Origin of the sequence: Serratia proteamaculans (genome assembly GCF_946227095.1) — a bacterium.
Taxonomy (GTDB): Bacteria; Pseudomonadota; Gammaproteobacteria; order Enterobacterales; family Enterobacteriaceae; genus Serratia; species Serratia proteamaculans_E.
In genome coordinates, this window is record NZ_CAMISV010000005.1 from 45496 (window position 1) to 58487 (window position 12992).

Sequence of the window (12992 nt, forward strand, 5' to 3'; positions counted from 1 at the left end):
AACCAGGATAAAAGATTAGGATGATAGAGTGAAAAAAACGTTAGGCGTCTTCTTTCCGTTGTATACCACCACCCTGCTGATGCTGCTGGGTTCAGGGTTGCTCACCACCTACATCTCCCTGCGTTTAACCTCTATCCACGTGACTGGTGCGCTGATCGGCGCCATTATCGCCGCCAACTACATCGGCCTGGTGATCGGCGGCAAAGTCGGGCATTTTCTGATTGCCCGCGTCGGCCATATCCGCGCCTACGTTTCCTGCGCCGGCATTATCACTGCGGCGGTGCTGGGGCACGGCCTGACCGAATATATCCCCGTGTGGGTGGTACTGCGGCTGATTATCGGCATGTGCATGATGTGTCAATTCATGGTGCTGGAAAGCTGGCTGAACGATCAGGCGGAATCCAATCAGCGCGGCATGGTTTTCGGCTTTTATATGGCGGCCACCTATCTGGGTATGTCATTGGGTCAGGTGGTGTTAATGCTGCAGAGCAATCTCGGCATCACCACCCTGCTGGTGATCGCCCTGTGCTTTGCACTCTGCCTGGTACCTATCGCCCTCACCACCCGCACCAATGCACGCCATATGTCACCGGCTCCAATGGAGCTACTCTATTTTATCGGGGCCATTCCCAAGGTGCTGGCCACCACGCTGGTGATCGGCATGGTGGTGGGATCTTTCTATGGGCTGGCACCGGTGTACGCGAGCCTGCAATCGCTGACTACTCAGCAAACCGGCTTGTTTATGGCGATAGCCATCTTCGCCGGGCTGGTGGCTCAGTTCCCGCTTAGTTGGCTGTCAGACCGCTACAACCGCACGCTGCTGATGCGCATCAATGCCATTTTACTGATCGTCGCCGCCCTGCCGCTGGCACTGGTGCCGCACATTGATTTTCCGGTGTTGCTGGTGGTGGGCTTTATTGTCAGCATGCTGCAGTTCACGCTGTATCCGCTGGTGGTCGCCCTGGCCAACGATTTGATTGAACCGGAACGGCGCGTATCCCTGGCCGCCTGTTTGCTGATGGCTTTTGGCGTCGGTGCCAGTATCGGCCCATTGGCGGTCGGCTCGCTGATTGAGCCACTGGGCGGCAATATTCTGTATGCCTTCTTCTCGCTTTGCGGCGTACTGCTGGTGGGCTTCAGTCGGACGGTAAAACAGGACGAATCGCAGTTTGTGCAGGATGCGCCCTTGCCGCATATTCCCCTGCCGGACAGCCTGACCAGTTCCCCGCTTTCTCCGGCGCTGAACCCAACCTTTGATGAGCAGATCATCCATGACACCATGCCGCCGCCGGAAGCCGCACCGGATCCGGTCGAGCCACAGGTCAGTGAAACGTCGGGGGAGGAAGAAGCGGAAGCCCCCATCCCGCAGGGCGCCGATCCTGATGAGGATACCGGGCTGAAAAAGGCCCACTCGATGCTTTAAGCGGGCCTTTTTTATGGTGCTACGTCGGGGTCTTCACAGATCCAGGAAGGATCCCAGACGGTAGCCGCGCTCCGCAATCATGTTTTTAATGCCTGGCGATGTCAAAACATCCACTTCGGCCAGGCGCGGGTAGCAATACTTGCTCGCCAATATCGTTTTATCCAAAAACGCCGGGTGACACATCATCTCCACCGACTGGGCACCGCGTTGGTCGGTGCGCTCAAGCACCTTTAAAAACAGCGCCTCGGATATCTCCTCACCATAAAAGCCCGCATCAAACCATTCAGTGCTGCGACCATAGCGCAGTGGAATGTCTTGCCGTGCGACTTCCTCGCGCCCTATACGCAATGGGATGGATTTGGTCTGGGCAAAGGCCTCCACCAGCGGAAAAATCTGCGGCAGCATGTGCACGTGATGGTGGCTGTCGATATGCGTCGGCGCTTTACCAAACACGGCCACGAATTTGTCGTATTGGCTCACCAACTCATCGTGGATTTCGTTCAGGTCCAACAGCGCAGATTCCGCGCGTTCCCATAACCACTTGCCCAGCTCCCCACGCTCGTTGACCAGCGACGGCATGGCGGTCAGGGGATGCCCGTGGGTCAGTACAAAGTGCAGGCCAATCTGCAGCCCGGGATAAAGCTGGCTGAGCCTGGCCGCATGGTGCACATCCGCGCTATTGACCATAGCAGTGGTCGAAGAAACAACCCCGGAGTGAAACGCCTCGATTACGCCGTAGTTCTGGCCCTTGCTCAGGCCAAAATCGTCGGCATTCACTATCAGTAACTTGTCCATTTTGGGCATCCATTTAACAAATTTTTGGCAAGGGAATACCGTCCGTCAGGTACGGCAATTCCCCTTCGCTTAAGCAAAGAAATTTATCGCATCAGGCTATTGGTGGCCTGAAAGGCATTCGGAATATCGGCGTTAATGCTTATCGGGAGCGGCCCTAAATAGGGCCGTAGAACTTTTTTCGGTAATTACCCGGCGTCACTTCAGTGAGTCTTTTAAAGTTTTTAATAAACAGGCTCACGTCACCATAGCCCGAGTCAAAGGCGATATCCGAAACCGAATAGTTGGTGACTTCAAGCTGGGTTTTGGCGAAGTTGATGCGGATTTCATTGATCACCTGCATCGGGGTTTTATGGTAATAACGCCGCATTGCCCGGGTCAGGTACTCCTGCGTTTTCCCCGACAGTTCAACCATATTAAGCAATGCCTTTTCACCAAACATCGCCTTATCATGCATCCCCGCCAGGGTGTTCTTCAGCCACTGAGGAATGTCATCCCCCTCGCCACTTTCTTCCTTATAATGACGAATGCGGCTGATGATATAAAAGGTCAGCGTTTCCAGAAACTCGGCAAAATCATCCTCACGGAACTGCGGCGAACTGACCACCGACTCGATATAAGCCAGGAACTCATTCTTCAGGCTATAGGCCTGAGAGGCGACAAAACAACGGGGCAGCTGCTGCAAATAGTTTTCTTCAAAGAAAACCTTGCCGACCGCCACGTTAAAGATTTTCGCGGCGCCGAATTCATAGAAGCTTTGGTGACGCGAGCCAATGGGGATAAACACAAAGTCCCCCCGCTCCAGCAGCACCCGCTTGCCGTTAATCTCCTGATAGCATTTGCCGCTCAGGACGATGGTGAATTCGTAATAGTCATGCTGATGCAGCCCGGTGGCGCTCTCCACCTTGTTATAGATAAACAGATGGAAATCTTTGCAGTTAAAAAAATCCTGCTCTCGAATCAGCTTAACGTCGTTCGCATTCAGCGAAACCAGGTTCTCAGACACCGCGCGCGCTCCCATTAGTCAAAGCCGTTTTGTCTGGCCGTCTCGGCAAACCAATAGCCGCTCTTTTTGATCGTGCGCCGTTGGCTTTCACGCTCCAGCCGAACCAACCCATAGCGATTCTTGTAAGCATTAAGCCAGGACCAGCAGTCAATGAAGGTCCATAGATGGTAGCCTTTACAGTTAGCCCCCTCGGACAACGCCTGGTGCAGCCACTTCAGGTGATCGCGAATGAAGTCGATACGATAATCATCCTCTACCCGCCCACTGGCACCAATAAAGGCCTCTTCACCCTCTACACCCATGCCGTTTTCTGAAATATAGCAGGGAATATTGCCGTAGTTTTCCTTCAGGTCCATCAGGATGTCATACAGACCTTTTTCATAGATTTCCCAGCCGCGGTGCGGGTTAATCTTGCGGCCCGGCATCTCGTAAAAGCTGAATAAATCTTCCGGCATCGTCACCGGGTCACTGGCCTGATAGCCGGACCTGGCTTTAACTCTGCGCGGTTGATAGTAATTGACGCCCAGAATATCCACCACCCCATCGGCAATCAGCTGCGCGTCTTCCGGTGCTGTCTGCGGCAACAAATCATTGGCCCGCAGTAAATTCACCAGATCTTCCGGATAGCGGCCTTTGGTCACCGGATCGAGGAAGCTTTTATTCAACAGCAGATCCGCATAGTGGGCGGCAATGCCGTCTTCCTGGCTGTCCGAACGCGGATAAGTCGGGCTCAGGTTCAGGATAATCCCTATGCGGCCCTGATTCCCCAGCGTTCTGAATTCGTTCACCGCTTTGGCATGGGCCAAAACGCTGTGGTAAGCCACCGCGATCGCCCTTTTGAAATCAACCACGCAAGGATAATGCAGGTCATTCAGATACCCGGCTTCGACCGGGACAATCGGCTCATTAAAGGTGAACCAATGGCTGACTCTGTCGCCGAACAGGCTGAAACAGGTTTTGGCATAGCTGGCGTAGGCTTCCACCACCGCCCGGCTTTCCCAGCCGCCCTGTTGCTGCATGCGCAGCGGCATATCGAAATGGTAAAGGTTGATAAATGGCGTGATGCCCTGGGCTAGCAGGCTGTCGATCATCGCATTATAGAAAGCGACCGCTTTCGGGTTCACTTCGCCATCACCTTGCGGGATCAACCGCGACCAGGAGATGGAAGTTCTGAAGCTATTATGGCCAAGGGTCTTTAACAGCTGGATATCTTGCTGGAAATGATCATAAAAGGTGGAGGTCTCGGACGGGCCAACCTGATGATGAAAGCGTTCTGGCGCAATCTCATACCAGTAATCGAAGATGTTCTGGCTTTTGCCATCCCGGGCTGCTGCCCCTTCCGACTGCGGCGCAGAGGTGGCGCTTCCCCACCAAAAATCGTCAGCAAATTGATATTTCATCCGAAGGCTCCCTAAAACCGGGGCAGCAAGCGCTGCCCCAGACTGCAGTTAGAATTTCAACGCTTTGGCGATGTCTTCTTCGCTTTCCGTTGCCTGATCAATCTGGCTCTGCGCCTTGTTGGAGATCATCACAAACGGCAGGTAAATCAAGGTCGCGACGCCCAGGTTGAAGAAGCTCAACAACATGGCGACGATACTGCCGTTAGTGTTGAAGAACGCCCCCAGCCCCACCGGCATGGTCCACGGCGCAATATTGGTGATTGGCGGGATCAGCCCGGTGTAATAAGCCACCGTGGTGATGATCGTCAGCACCGGCTGAACCAGGATAAAGGGAATAAACATCACCGGGTTCATAATCACCGGCAGACCGAACAGAATAGGTTCGTTGATCTGGAAGATGCCCGATGGCGTCGCCAGCTTGGCAACCTGACGATAATCTTCGCGGCGTGAAGCGATAAAGATGGCAATAATCAGCCCCAGCGTCGATCCCGTCCCACCCAGATAGATGTAGGAGTCAACGAACGGCTTCGCCCACATGTGGAACTCTTTACCGGCAGCCACCGCGGCTTCGACAGAACCATACTTGTTGTACAGCTCTACGTTCTCCAGCGCGAATGGCGTCATGATGCCGCTGTCCAGCGCGGCCAGTGCCATCGAACCATGCACCCCAAAGAACCACAGCAGTGAGGAGAACATCACATACACCCAGCCCACTACGCTGCCCATTTTCGCCAGCGGTGCCGAGATGCTGTCCATAATGATTTGGTGGAAGTTGGTTCCCCACAGCGTCAGGCAATAGGCCAGTACGCCCATGATCGACAGGATCAGGAAGCCGGGGATCAGGGCCGAGAACGAACGTGACACTGAAGAAGGTACACTGTCCGGCAGGCTGATCACCCAGTTGCGGCGCACCACAAAGGTAAACATCTCCGCCACCACCAGACCGATCACCATGCCTGAAATGATGTTGGCACCGCCCAGCCAGTTAGCGCCTACGGCATAGGCCTCACCGACGCTGAACGGAGTCACCGTCATAAAGGCGGCAACCGCCAGCAGAGCCGCGGCCAGTGGGTCGACCTTGCGCTCTTCCGCTAACGCCATACTGATAAAGAAGGGCGTCATCAGGGACATAATCCCCAGGGTGCCGTTATAAACGCTGCCACCGATGGCCTTCAGGCCATTCAGCGTCTCAATGGTGGACGCATCCAGCCGCACCCCCATTGAAAAGAAGAACGAGCCTTCACCGAAGCTGAGGAACACGTTGTTGATCAGCACGAACATCGCCCCGGTCAACGTCAGCGGCATTAATCGAATGAACCCGTTTTTGATGGCATTAACATGGGGCTGTTTACCAATTTTCACAGCAAAAGGCAGTATGACCTTTTCCAACGAGGCAATTAACGTATTCACGGCAGACCCCTTTATTGGTTAGCTTTTTTTATAGTGGCGACTGCGGCCTTCAATACCCCAAGGCCATCGAGCTTGCCGTATAAAGCGGAGTCGATCACTTCGACGGGCTTATTGGGCAGCTGCTTCTGTACTTCGGCCAGCGTGTAGGCAATCTGTGGTCCCAGCAGGATCAAATCTGCCTCAGCGCCCTTTTCTGCAGCCAGCGCCTCTGGATAAGCGGCAATGATTACCGGCACTTCGTACTTCTCGGCTTGCGCTTTCATTTTGGAAACCAGCAGGGAAGTCGACATACCGGCAGAACAAAACAGATAGATTTTTTTCTTTTCCATACCCAATCCCTCAAGATAATCAAAAAAGCCCCGTGTCATTTGTTTGCCAGATGCAATAGCCATTGCCTCACGCACATTCCTTATGAAAATTTCCGTCACTTTGCCCTGGTTGCAGACAGTATACGGAGGCATGGCAGCGGATCGGTAAGCCATCAGCATAGAGAACCGTCTCTGCTTGACCTGCCTGATTGACCCTCTTCACATTTCACATAAAAAAATAGTGTGATCGACGTCGCAAATAACCTTAAATTACTGAATAAATTCGATAAAAATAACTAAAAAACAATTATAAACAATAAGTTATAAACATGCAGGGTATTTATGGATTATTCGACGCGCGGGGCCAGCCATCGGTCGATAGATGAACAAAAAATCGTTCGCCCTTGATTAGCCGACTTCAACAAGACGGGACGATTCGACAGAGGAAAACCAGCGATGAAATGGCAGGGGTTTTGAGCGGACGGCGTTTGCCGGATGAGGTCTGGACTCGGTGCTATGACTCCGCGGGATTGTTCGCCTGACTGGGATAACGTATGACATTGATCACCGTGGTCAGTGCCACTGGATGGTTTCTGCGGTTTGGGTAATAAAGATAAAAACCAGGGAACGGCGCGCACCAGTCGGCCATCACTCGCTCCAGCCGCCCGGTTGCCAGATGTTCACTCACTTCTTCCTCGATAGCGAATGCAATGCCTGCGTGAGCTAACGCAGCCTGCAACATCAGTCTCGCGTCATCCAGTATCAGCGCACTGTTCACCGAGACGGAAAGCGCCTGAGTCCCTTTTTGGAATGTCCACTTGTAGAGCTCTCCTGAGGCAATCTTTCGCCATCCTATACAGCGATGACTCAACAGATCTTCAGGATGATTCGGCTTGCCGTACTGTTGGAAGTATTCAGGCGTTGCCACAATGGCCAGCCGCAAATCAGGGGTAACGCGCACCGCCCGCATGTCGTTGTGCAGATCCTTTCCGAGCCTGATGCCGGCATCAAAACCTTGTTCAACGATATTGGCAAAGCCCTCTTGCGCCACGATTTCCAGCGTAATTCCTGGGTAATCACGGACCAGTCGCCCCAAATGGGGGACCAGCGCAAGTTCTATTGCCGTTCGCGGCGCATTGATCCGCACCAGCCCCTGGGGTTGTTCGCGGAAGGTATTCAGGCTTTCCAGTGCGGTATCTATATCCGTAAACGCCGGTACCAGCTGCGCCAACAGATGTTCACCGGCTTCGGTCGGCGCTACATTACGGGTAGTCCGATTCAACAGACGAATACCGACCTGCGCCTCCAGCTCACGCATAGTATGACTGAGCGTTGGCGGCGTCACGCCAAGCCGGGCGGCAGCCCGCCTGAAACTGCGTTCCTGAGCAATGGCGACGAAAGCCACCAGCCCTGACAAGTCGGTTTTTTTCATTGGATTGATATAAATAATCTAATAGTGAAGTGAATTTTTAACGGATAGTTATCCTTTTAGCAACAACATAGCATGGTGAGGTGTTCAATTACTGAGTATTAATGCCATGACTCACTACGCCGATGCTGTACAAACTCACTCCCATAAACGTCTGGAGGGCAAAGTCGCTCTGGTTACCGGCGGGGGCACCGGTATCGGGCGCGCCGCCGTACTGGCCTATGCTCGCGAGGGGGCGAAAGTCGTGCTGGCCGGGCGCCGCGCTGCAGAGATAGAAGCCACCGCTCAGGAGGTTGTGCTGGCCGGCGGAGAAGTGCTGGCCGTGGTAGCGGACGTTTCGCAGGAAGAAGATGTTCGCCGTTTGCTCGCCAGAGTCAACGCGCACTACGGACGACTGGATATCGCCTTCAACAACGCCGGTATTCTCGGCAACTTTGTGCCGATTCATCAGCAAACCAGTGCGGATTTCGACTCGGTGATCGCCATCAACCTCAGGGGCGTGTGGCTCTCTATTAAATACCAGGTCGAAACTTTCCTGGCACAAAACTCGGGCGGCGTGATCGTCAACACCTCTTCCTGGCTCGCCAAAGGCGCACTTGCCGGATCATCAAGTTATTCCGCCAGCAAGGGAGCACTTGATTCGCTGATCCGTGCGGTAGCGCTTGAGTATGGCAATCAGGCCATCCGTATCAACAACATCAATCCCGGCATCATCGACACGCCGATGGCCCACAGCAGCATATCCGACGTATCCGCCTTCACGCCTTTCATCACACATACACCCGCCCAACGTCTGGGTCAGCCTGAAGATATCTGTGATGTCGCCGTCTGGCTTTCGACGAATGACGCCCGCTTTATCACCGGACAAAGCATTTTGGTGGACGGCGGCTACACCATCGCCGGTATGCGCTGAGAGATAACCCTGTCGACACCCAGCTCGACAAGTCCCCGGAGGGAAGATGATGAACTATGTGCGCCTTGGAAATAGCGGTCTGAAAGTCTCCCAGCTTTGTCTGGGCTGTATGACCTATGGCGATCCCGGTTGGCGTCCCTGGGTATTGCCAGAGGATCAAGCCCGCCCCTTCATCCGGGAAGCGCTGGAAGCCGGAATTAACTTTTTCGATACCGCCAATATCTATTCTTCAGGCGAGAGTGAACGCATTCTCGGGCGTGCGTTGAAGGATTTTGCCCACCGCGATGACATGGTGATCGCCACCAAGGCGTTCTTCCCGATGGGCGAACAACCCAACAATCGCGGCCTGTCACGCAAACATATCATTCAAAGCGTTGAGGCCTCGCTGCAACGTCTGGGGACCGATTATCTCGATCTGTTCGTCATGCACCGTTTCGATGAGGAAACCCCGATTGAGGAAACGGCCGAAACGCTCGATGCGCTGGTGCGGGCCGGCAAGATCCGCTATCTCGGCGCATCCTCGATGCAGGCCTGGCATTTTATGAAAATGTTGGCGTTTCAACGCCATAACAAATTGGCCGCCTTTATTTCCATGCAAAGCCAATACAATCTGGTCACGCGGGAGGATGAAGAAGATCTCATCCCGCTTTGCCTGGAGGAAGGAGTCAGCCTGACTCCGTGGTCGCCATTGGCGAGGGGGTTACTGGCAGGGGCAAAAGGAGCCGGGACGCTACGCGCCGAAACCGACGAACAAGCACCCCGTTGGTACGGCGGCAGAAAAGAAGTCGAACAATCCATTATAGCCGTTGAAAGCATCGCCGCCGAGAGAGGCGTTCCGGCGGCCCAGGTCTCTCTGGCATGGGTGCTGGCCAAAACGGCGGTTGCCGCACCGATTGTCGGTATGTCCAAGTCACATCACCTCCAGGATGCGCTCAAGGCGCGCTCTCTCACGCTGTCCCATGAGGAAATCGCACAACTTGAAGCACCGATGAAAGAACAGACCCGCCCCCAGCGTTGGTAGGACTTCGCCCCATCATCAATCACAGGAGAGGCTCAATGTTATACGCTATAAAATATCGCCCGGCACAGGCTGCGCTGGTGGCCTTAATGCTCGCCATGACAACGCCTGCGGTTTCCGCTGCCGTCACCGCTGCGCCAAACGTCGCCTGCAACTCATCCACCCTGACATTACCGCCAGGCGCGCTCTACCCTAATGGCATTGCCCGCGCATCCGATGGCACCCTGTATGTTGGCCTGGTGACCAGTGGCCGCATCCTGCGCAAACGCCCGAACGAAGATTGGGAGACCTTCTTTGCCGGCGCCGATACCGTTTTCGCCTCAACCACGCTGCGGCTGGATGAACAACATGGTCTGTTATGGGGAAACTCTCCGGATTTCCTGCCCACAGGAAAAACTCGTCCCCATCGCGTTTTTGCCCTGAATGTCTCCAGTGCCACGATTAACCGCAGTTTGACCTTACCAGAGGGGGGAATGGGCAATGACCTGGTTCTCGCCAAAGACGGCACGGTTTATCTGACGGAGACCAAAGCGGGCAGCATCATGAGGCTGCGCCGGGGTGAAGACAACTTTCAGATCCTCTTCCGCGATAAACGTCTGGCTGGCCCCGAGGGTATCGGTGCCGCAGGCATTGTTCTGCTGAATGACCGGATAATGGCGGTTGCCAACTTTGGCAGCGGAAAGCTCTATACCCTGAGCTATGGGGAGGCGACGCCGCAACTGGCTGAAATCCTGCTGCCTCGCACTATCGAAAACCCGGATGGGATGGGATTGGCACCAGACGGTTCGCTGATCGTGCTCGAAAATGGCATTAAAAGCGGTCAGGGCAGGATCCTGCGAATTACCGATCCCGGTGTTACAGGCATGCATTCTATTGAAGTTATTCGTGAGGGAATGGAGTCGCCGGTCAATCTGGACATCACGCCACAGGGCTGCGCCTTTGTCACTGAAGCACGCATTCGCCACCGCCTGCTGCCCGGCCACGAAGCAGAAGTGCCCGACAGCTTTCGTATTTACCAACTTCCACTGCCTTTATCTGCTGTTGACTGACACTTCAACCGTTCTGGGCTTGCTGGAGAATGAACGCCACAAGTCCAGCGCCCTATTTTTGGGCCTTCTTCATTTTCGCATAACCGTAAAAAACGATGTGGTTTATAAAACACCGCACAGTGACACTCAGAGTGAATGTACAGTTAAAATGATAAACTACCCTATCCACCCGGCAAGAGTCTCCTCAAGCTTCACCAACGCCTGAATGTGTTTCTCTTTTGGCATACGACCAATATTTTGGAGCTTCCACCTCACCGCGGGTAAATACTGAATCTGGTTTTCGGGAGCAAGGCTCCAATCTGGCTCACCGCGCTTGAAAGACATCAGAAAATCACAATCCCGCTGAGTGAATTGTACTTTGAGAGCCGTCACCATTAATTCGGGTATCGCATTGAGTTCTTCCAGAGAAACCATATCGAACGTCATTCCGTTAAATTCATTCGCATACAGTTCAGAGATATTTTTCCAGCGGGGGTTCAGTACCTCTGATAATGGACGTGGATGTCCCAGCAGATAGGTGATAAATCCATTAAAGATTTGGCGATCAATACCCTGTGTTTCGAGTAGCATTTTGACGTCATAGAAATCGCGAGGATGTTGCCTATCCAACGCAGCGCAAAGCTTGCCACCATAGAGATCGGCAAGTGAGACAACCTGAATGGTAGCAAAACCGAACTCGTTTTCGACCGCTTCAACAACATCACGCTCTTCTGAAGGATACAGTGTGCCTCGTGCGACAGGCGAAACCTCAATCTTAATCTGTGCCTGCTGAGAATAAACAACAATGCGCATTTCATCAGGGTTATTCGTTTGTAGCACCGCCGAAATACCCGCCTGTTGTTGCAGTATTTCAGCGATACGTGTCAAGGCCGCCCGAACATTTGGCAATGCCACATCTCTGTTTTCCAGCGGAATGTAAGCCAAATCAATATCAACTGATAAACGTGGAAAATCGCGAACAAACAAGTTAATCGCCGTCCCACCCTTTAGTGCAAAGCAGCGCTCTGATGCTACGACAGGTAATGTACTGAGCAGCAACGCCACTTGGCGATAATAGGGTGAATGCTTATCCATGTGAGATCTCTTCGTTAACAAAACTCTCTGGAACCGTGATCTGATATTTTTGGTCCAGCTTGCCACCCGATACGATCTGTCGCTTTCCTGCCCCTAAATCAATGTTGGTTTTATCTATTCGTTTAACCCATGCATGAGCATAGTGATCGGCCAAAAACAGATAAAGGCGGTTAGTTTGCACTGCTCGACTGGATTGCAACAATGCTTCGACTTTACGTGGACTCAGATTTACCAGGCCCTGAAACAGCTCCGCTGCATGCTCAAATGAAAGCGAACCTGGAACCGCGTTAACAACCTCGTAAGCCGCCAACTCAGGCACACTCGCCTTCAACCGCTCGCCCTTAATTTCTACCTCGGTCAGATATTTTCCATCATGTATATTGAGCTTCTGATTTGAAAGTAAAAGCCACTCAACATTGGGAAATTCTTTGAACCACTTTGGCAACGAAGCTTTATTTTCAACACAGAGCCAAATCACCTGGCGCGTTAGCTGAAGATAATGAGAGCGTCCTTGATAGGTCAGACTAGTAAGCCCTGCCAGATGTACAGAAACCCCAAGTTGATGTTGCAGACATAGAACTGCATCACTCCACTGAGGCTCACGCCCACTCCTCACGTATACTCCAGCACGTAGTTTTTGCAACCAGTCGCTGTGCATATACTTATTGGCTAAAGAAGGACTGATGCCATTTTTCGTCAGCCAGGACTGCAAAACCAAGGATCCCGGTGCCGTATTCTGCAAAAGCCAGTTTAACTTTGATGACATAGATTCACCTTTAGTTTAACAATAATGAAAATAGTAAACTCCCGAGTGAGTATCATGTCAATGTTGGACATAATTAATACAACGACCACAGGATATGAATGTACGGGCATTGGGTCTGCGGTAATCATCAGATCGCTAAATAGCCAAACGAAGATCTGCGGATTCCTCATGCGGAGTTTTAACCGAGGTTCCGATCGGTATAGGTCCTTGCAACCTCATCCCCGTCTTACAAACCGACTTTGCGTAAAGCTTCCCATTTTTACCTGTGACAGCCGATTGCCCACTGGGCTAGTATAGCGACAGTATTAAGGGCTTATTGATCCTTAACGCCGTTAACCACAGCCTATTGAGTGGTTTTTTTATGCCGCGGCGTAACCCTGATGATGACAATCAAAATCGCAATC

12 protein-coding genes are annotated in these 12992 nt (G+C 52.9%); 4 read left to right on the forward strand and 8 right to left on the reverse strand.

Features of this window, described 5'->3' with window-relative positions; genetic code table 11:
• The first annotated feature begins 28 nt into the window (after positions 1 to 28).
• Positions 29 to 1423, forward strand: coding sequence for an MFS transporter (locus tag OC597_RS11780; RefSeq protein ID WP_262208827.1), 1395 nt, complete (start codon positions 29 to 31; stop codon positions 1421 to 1423).
• A gap of 33 nt (positions 1424 to 1456) precedes the next feature.
• Here OC597_RS11780 and chbG read toward each other — a convergent pair whose 3' ends face one another.
• The 6 genes from chbG to OC597_RS11810 form a co-directional block, all read right to left on the reverse strand.
• On the reverse strand, positions 1457 to 2218 hold the full coding sequence (gene chbG / locus OC597_RS11785; protein WP_261424836.1) for a chitin disaccharide deacetylase: 762 nt from the start codon (positions 2216 to 2218) through the stop codon (positions 1457 to 1459).
• A 154-nt stretch (positions 2219 to 2372) separates the two neighbouring features.
• Positions 2373 to 3236 (reverse strand): transcriptional regulator ChbR, encoded by an 864-nt coding sequence (gene chbR, locus OC597_RS11790; RefSeq protein ID WP_085120302.1) that lies wholly within the window; start codon positions 3234 to 3236, stop codon positions 2373 to 2375.
• Positions 3236 to 4621, reverse strand: a complete 1386-nt coding sequence (gmuD, locus tag OC597_RS11795) for a 6-phospho-beta-glucosidase GmuD (protein WP_262208828.1) — start codon at positions 4619 to 4621, stop codon at positions 3236 to 3238. Before gmuD ends, chbR begins: the two co-directional genes overlap by 1 nt.
• Positions 4622 to 4669: 48 nt before the next feature.
• Positions 4670 to 6031, reverse strand: coding sequence for a PTS N,N'-diacetylchitobiose transporter subunit IIC (chbC, locus tag OC597_RS11800; RefSeq protein ID WP_012005283.1), 1362 nt, complete (start codon positions 6029 to 6031; stop codon positions 4670 to 4672).
• An 11-nt stretch (positions 6032 to 6042) separates the two neighbouring features.
• Positions 6043 to 6360: a PTS sugar transporter subunit IIB gene (locus OC597_RS11805; RefSeq protein WP_020825274.1), complete on the reverse strand. Its 318-nt coding sequence runs from the start codon at positions 6358 to 6360 to the stop codon at positions 6043 to 6045.
• Positions 6361 to 6853: 493 nt separating this feature from the next.
• Complete coding sequence (locus tag OC597_RS11810) at positions 6854 to 7771, reverse strand: LysR family transcriptional regulator (protein WP_262208830.1); 918 nt, start codon at positions 7769 to 7771, stop codon at positions 6854 to 6856.
• Positions 7772 to 7877: 106 nt separating this feature from the next.
• On the opposite strand from OC597_RS11810, the gene OC597_RS11815 reads away from it, so the two are divergent.
• From OC597_RS11815 to OC597_RS11825, 3 genes are read left to right on the forward strand one after another with little or no spacing between them, the layout of a single operon-like run.
• Positions 7878 to 8681 (forward strand): SDR family NAD(P)-dependent oxidoreductase, encoded by an 804-nt coding sequence (locus OC597_RS11815; RefSeq protein ID WP_262208831.1) that lies wholly within the window; start codon positions 7878 to 7880, stop codon positions 8679 to 8681.
• A 49-nt stretch (positions 8682 to 8730) separates the two neighbouring features.
• Positions 8731 to 9702: an aldo/keto reductase gene (locus OC597_RS11820; RefSeq protein WP_262209075.1), complete on the forward strand. Its 972-nt coding sequence runs from the start codon at positions 8731 to 8733 to the stop codon at positions 9700 to 9702.
• A 35-nt stretch (positions 9703 to 9737) separates the two neighbouring features.
• A complete protein-coding gene (locus OC597_RS11825) occupies positions 9738 to 10748 on the forward strand; it encodes an NHL repeat-containing protein (RefSeq protein WP_262208833.1) in 1011 nt (336 codons plus the stop codon).
• A 156-nt stretch (positions 10749 to 10904) separates the two neighbouring features.
• Here the strand turns inward: OC597_RS11825 and OC597_RS11830 are convergent, their stop codons facing one another.
• Entirely contained in the window at positions 10905 to 11822 is a 918-nt protein-coding gene (locus OC597_RS11830) for a nucleotidyl transferase AbiEii/AbiGii toxin family protein (RefSeq protein ID WP_261463152.1), read from the reverse strand.
• On the reverse strand, positions 11815 to 12588 hold the full coding sequence (locus OC597_RS11835; RefSeq protein WP_261257427.1) for a type IV toxin-antitoxin system AbiEi family antitoxin: 774 nt from the start codon (positions 12586 to 12588) through the stop codon (positions 11815 to 11817). Before OC597_RS11835 ends, OC597_RS11830 begins: the two co-directional genes overlap by 8 nt.
• Positions 12589 to 12992: the final 404 nt, after the last annotated feature.

What these genes read in the sequence shown, in the direction of transcription:
- chbG (WP_261424836.1), bottom strand. Translation starts at nt 2,218, where the DNA reads ATGGACAAGTTACTGATAGTGAATGCCGACGATTTTGGCCTGAGCAAG.
- chbR (WP_085120302.1), bottom strand. Translation starts at nt 3,236, where the DNA reads ATGGGAGCGCGCGCGGTGTCTGAGAACCTGGTTTCGCTGAATGCGAAC.
- gmuD (WP_262208828.1), bottom strand. Translation starts at nt 4,621, where the DNA reads ATGAAATATCAATTTGCTGACGATTTTTGGTGGGGAAGCGCCACCTCT.
- OC597_RS11805 (WP_020825274.1), bottom strand. Translation starts at nt 6,360, where the DNA reads ATGGAAAAGAAAAAAATCTATCTGTTTTGTTCTGCCGGTATGTCGACT.
- OC597_RS11810 (WP_262208830.1), bottom strand. Translation starts at nt 7,771, where the DNA reads ATGAAAAAAACCGACTTGTCAGGGCTGGTGGCTTTCGTCGCCATTGCT.
- OC597_RS11815 (WP_262208831.1), top strand. Translation starts at nt 7,878, where the DNA reads ATGACTCACTACGCCGATGCTGTACAAACTCACTCCCATAAACGTCTG.
- OC597_RS11820 (WP_262209075.1), top strand. Translation starts at nt 8,731, where the DNA reads ATGAACTATGTGCGCCTTGGAAATAGCGGTCTGAAAGTCTCCCAGCTT.
- OC597_RS11825 (WP_262208833.1), top strand. Translation starts at nt 9,738, where the DNA reads ATGTTATACGCTATAAAATATCGCCCGGCACAGGCTGCGCTGGTGGCC.
- OC597_RS11830 (WP_261463152.1), bottom strand. Translation starts at nt 11,822, where the DNA reads ATGGATAAGCATTCACCCTATTATCGCCAAGTGGCGTTGCTGCTCAGT.
- OC597_RS11835 (WP_261257427.1), bottom strand. Translation starts at nt 12,588, where the DNA reads ATGTCATCAAAGTTAAACTGGCTTTTGCAGAATACGGCACCGGGATCC.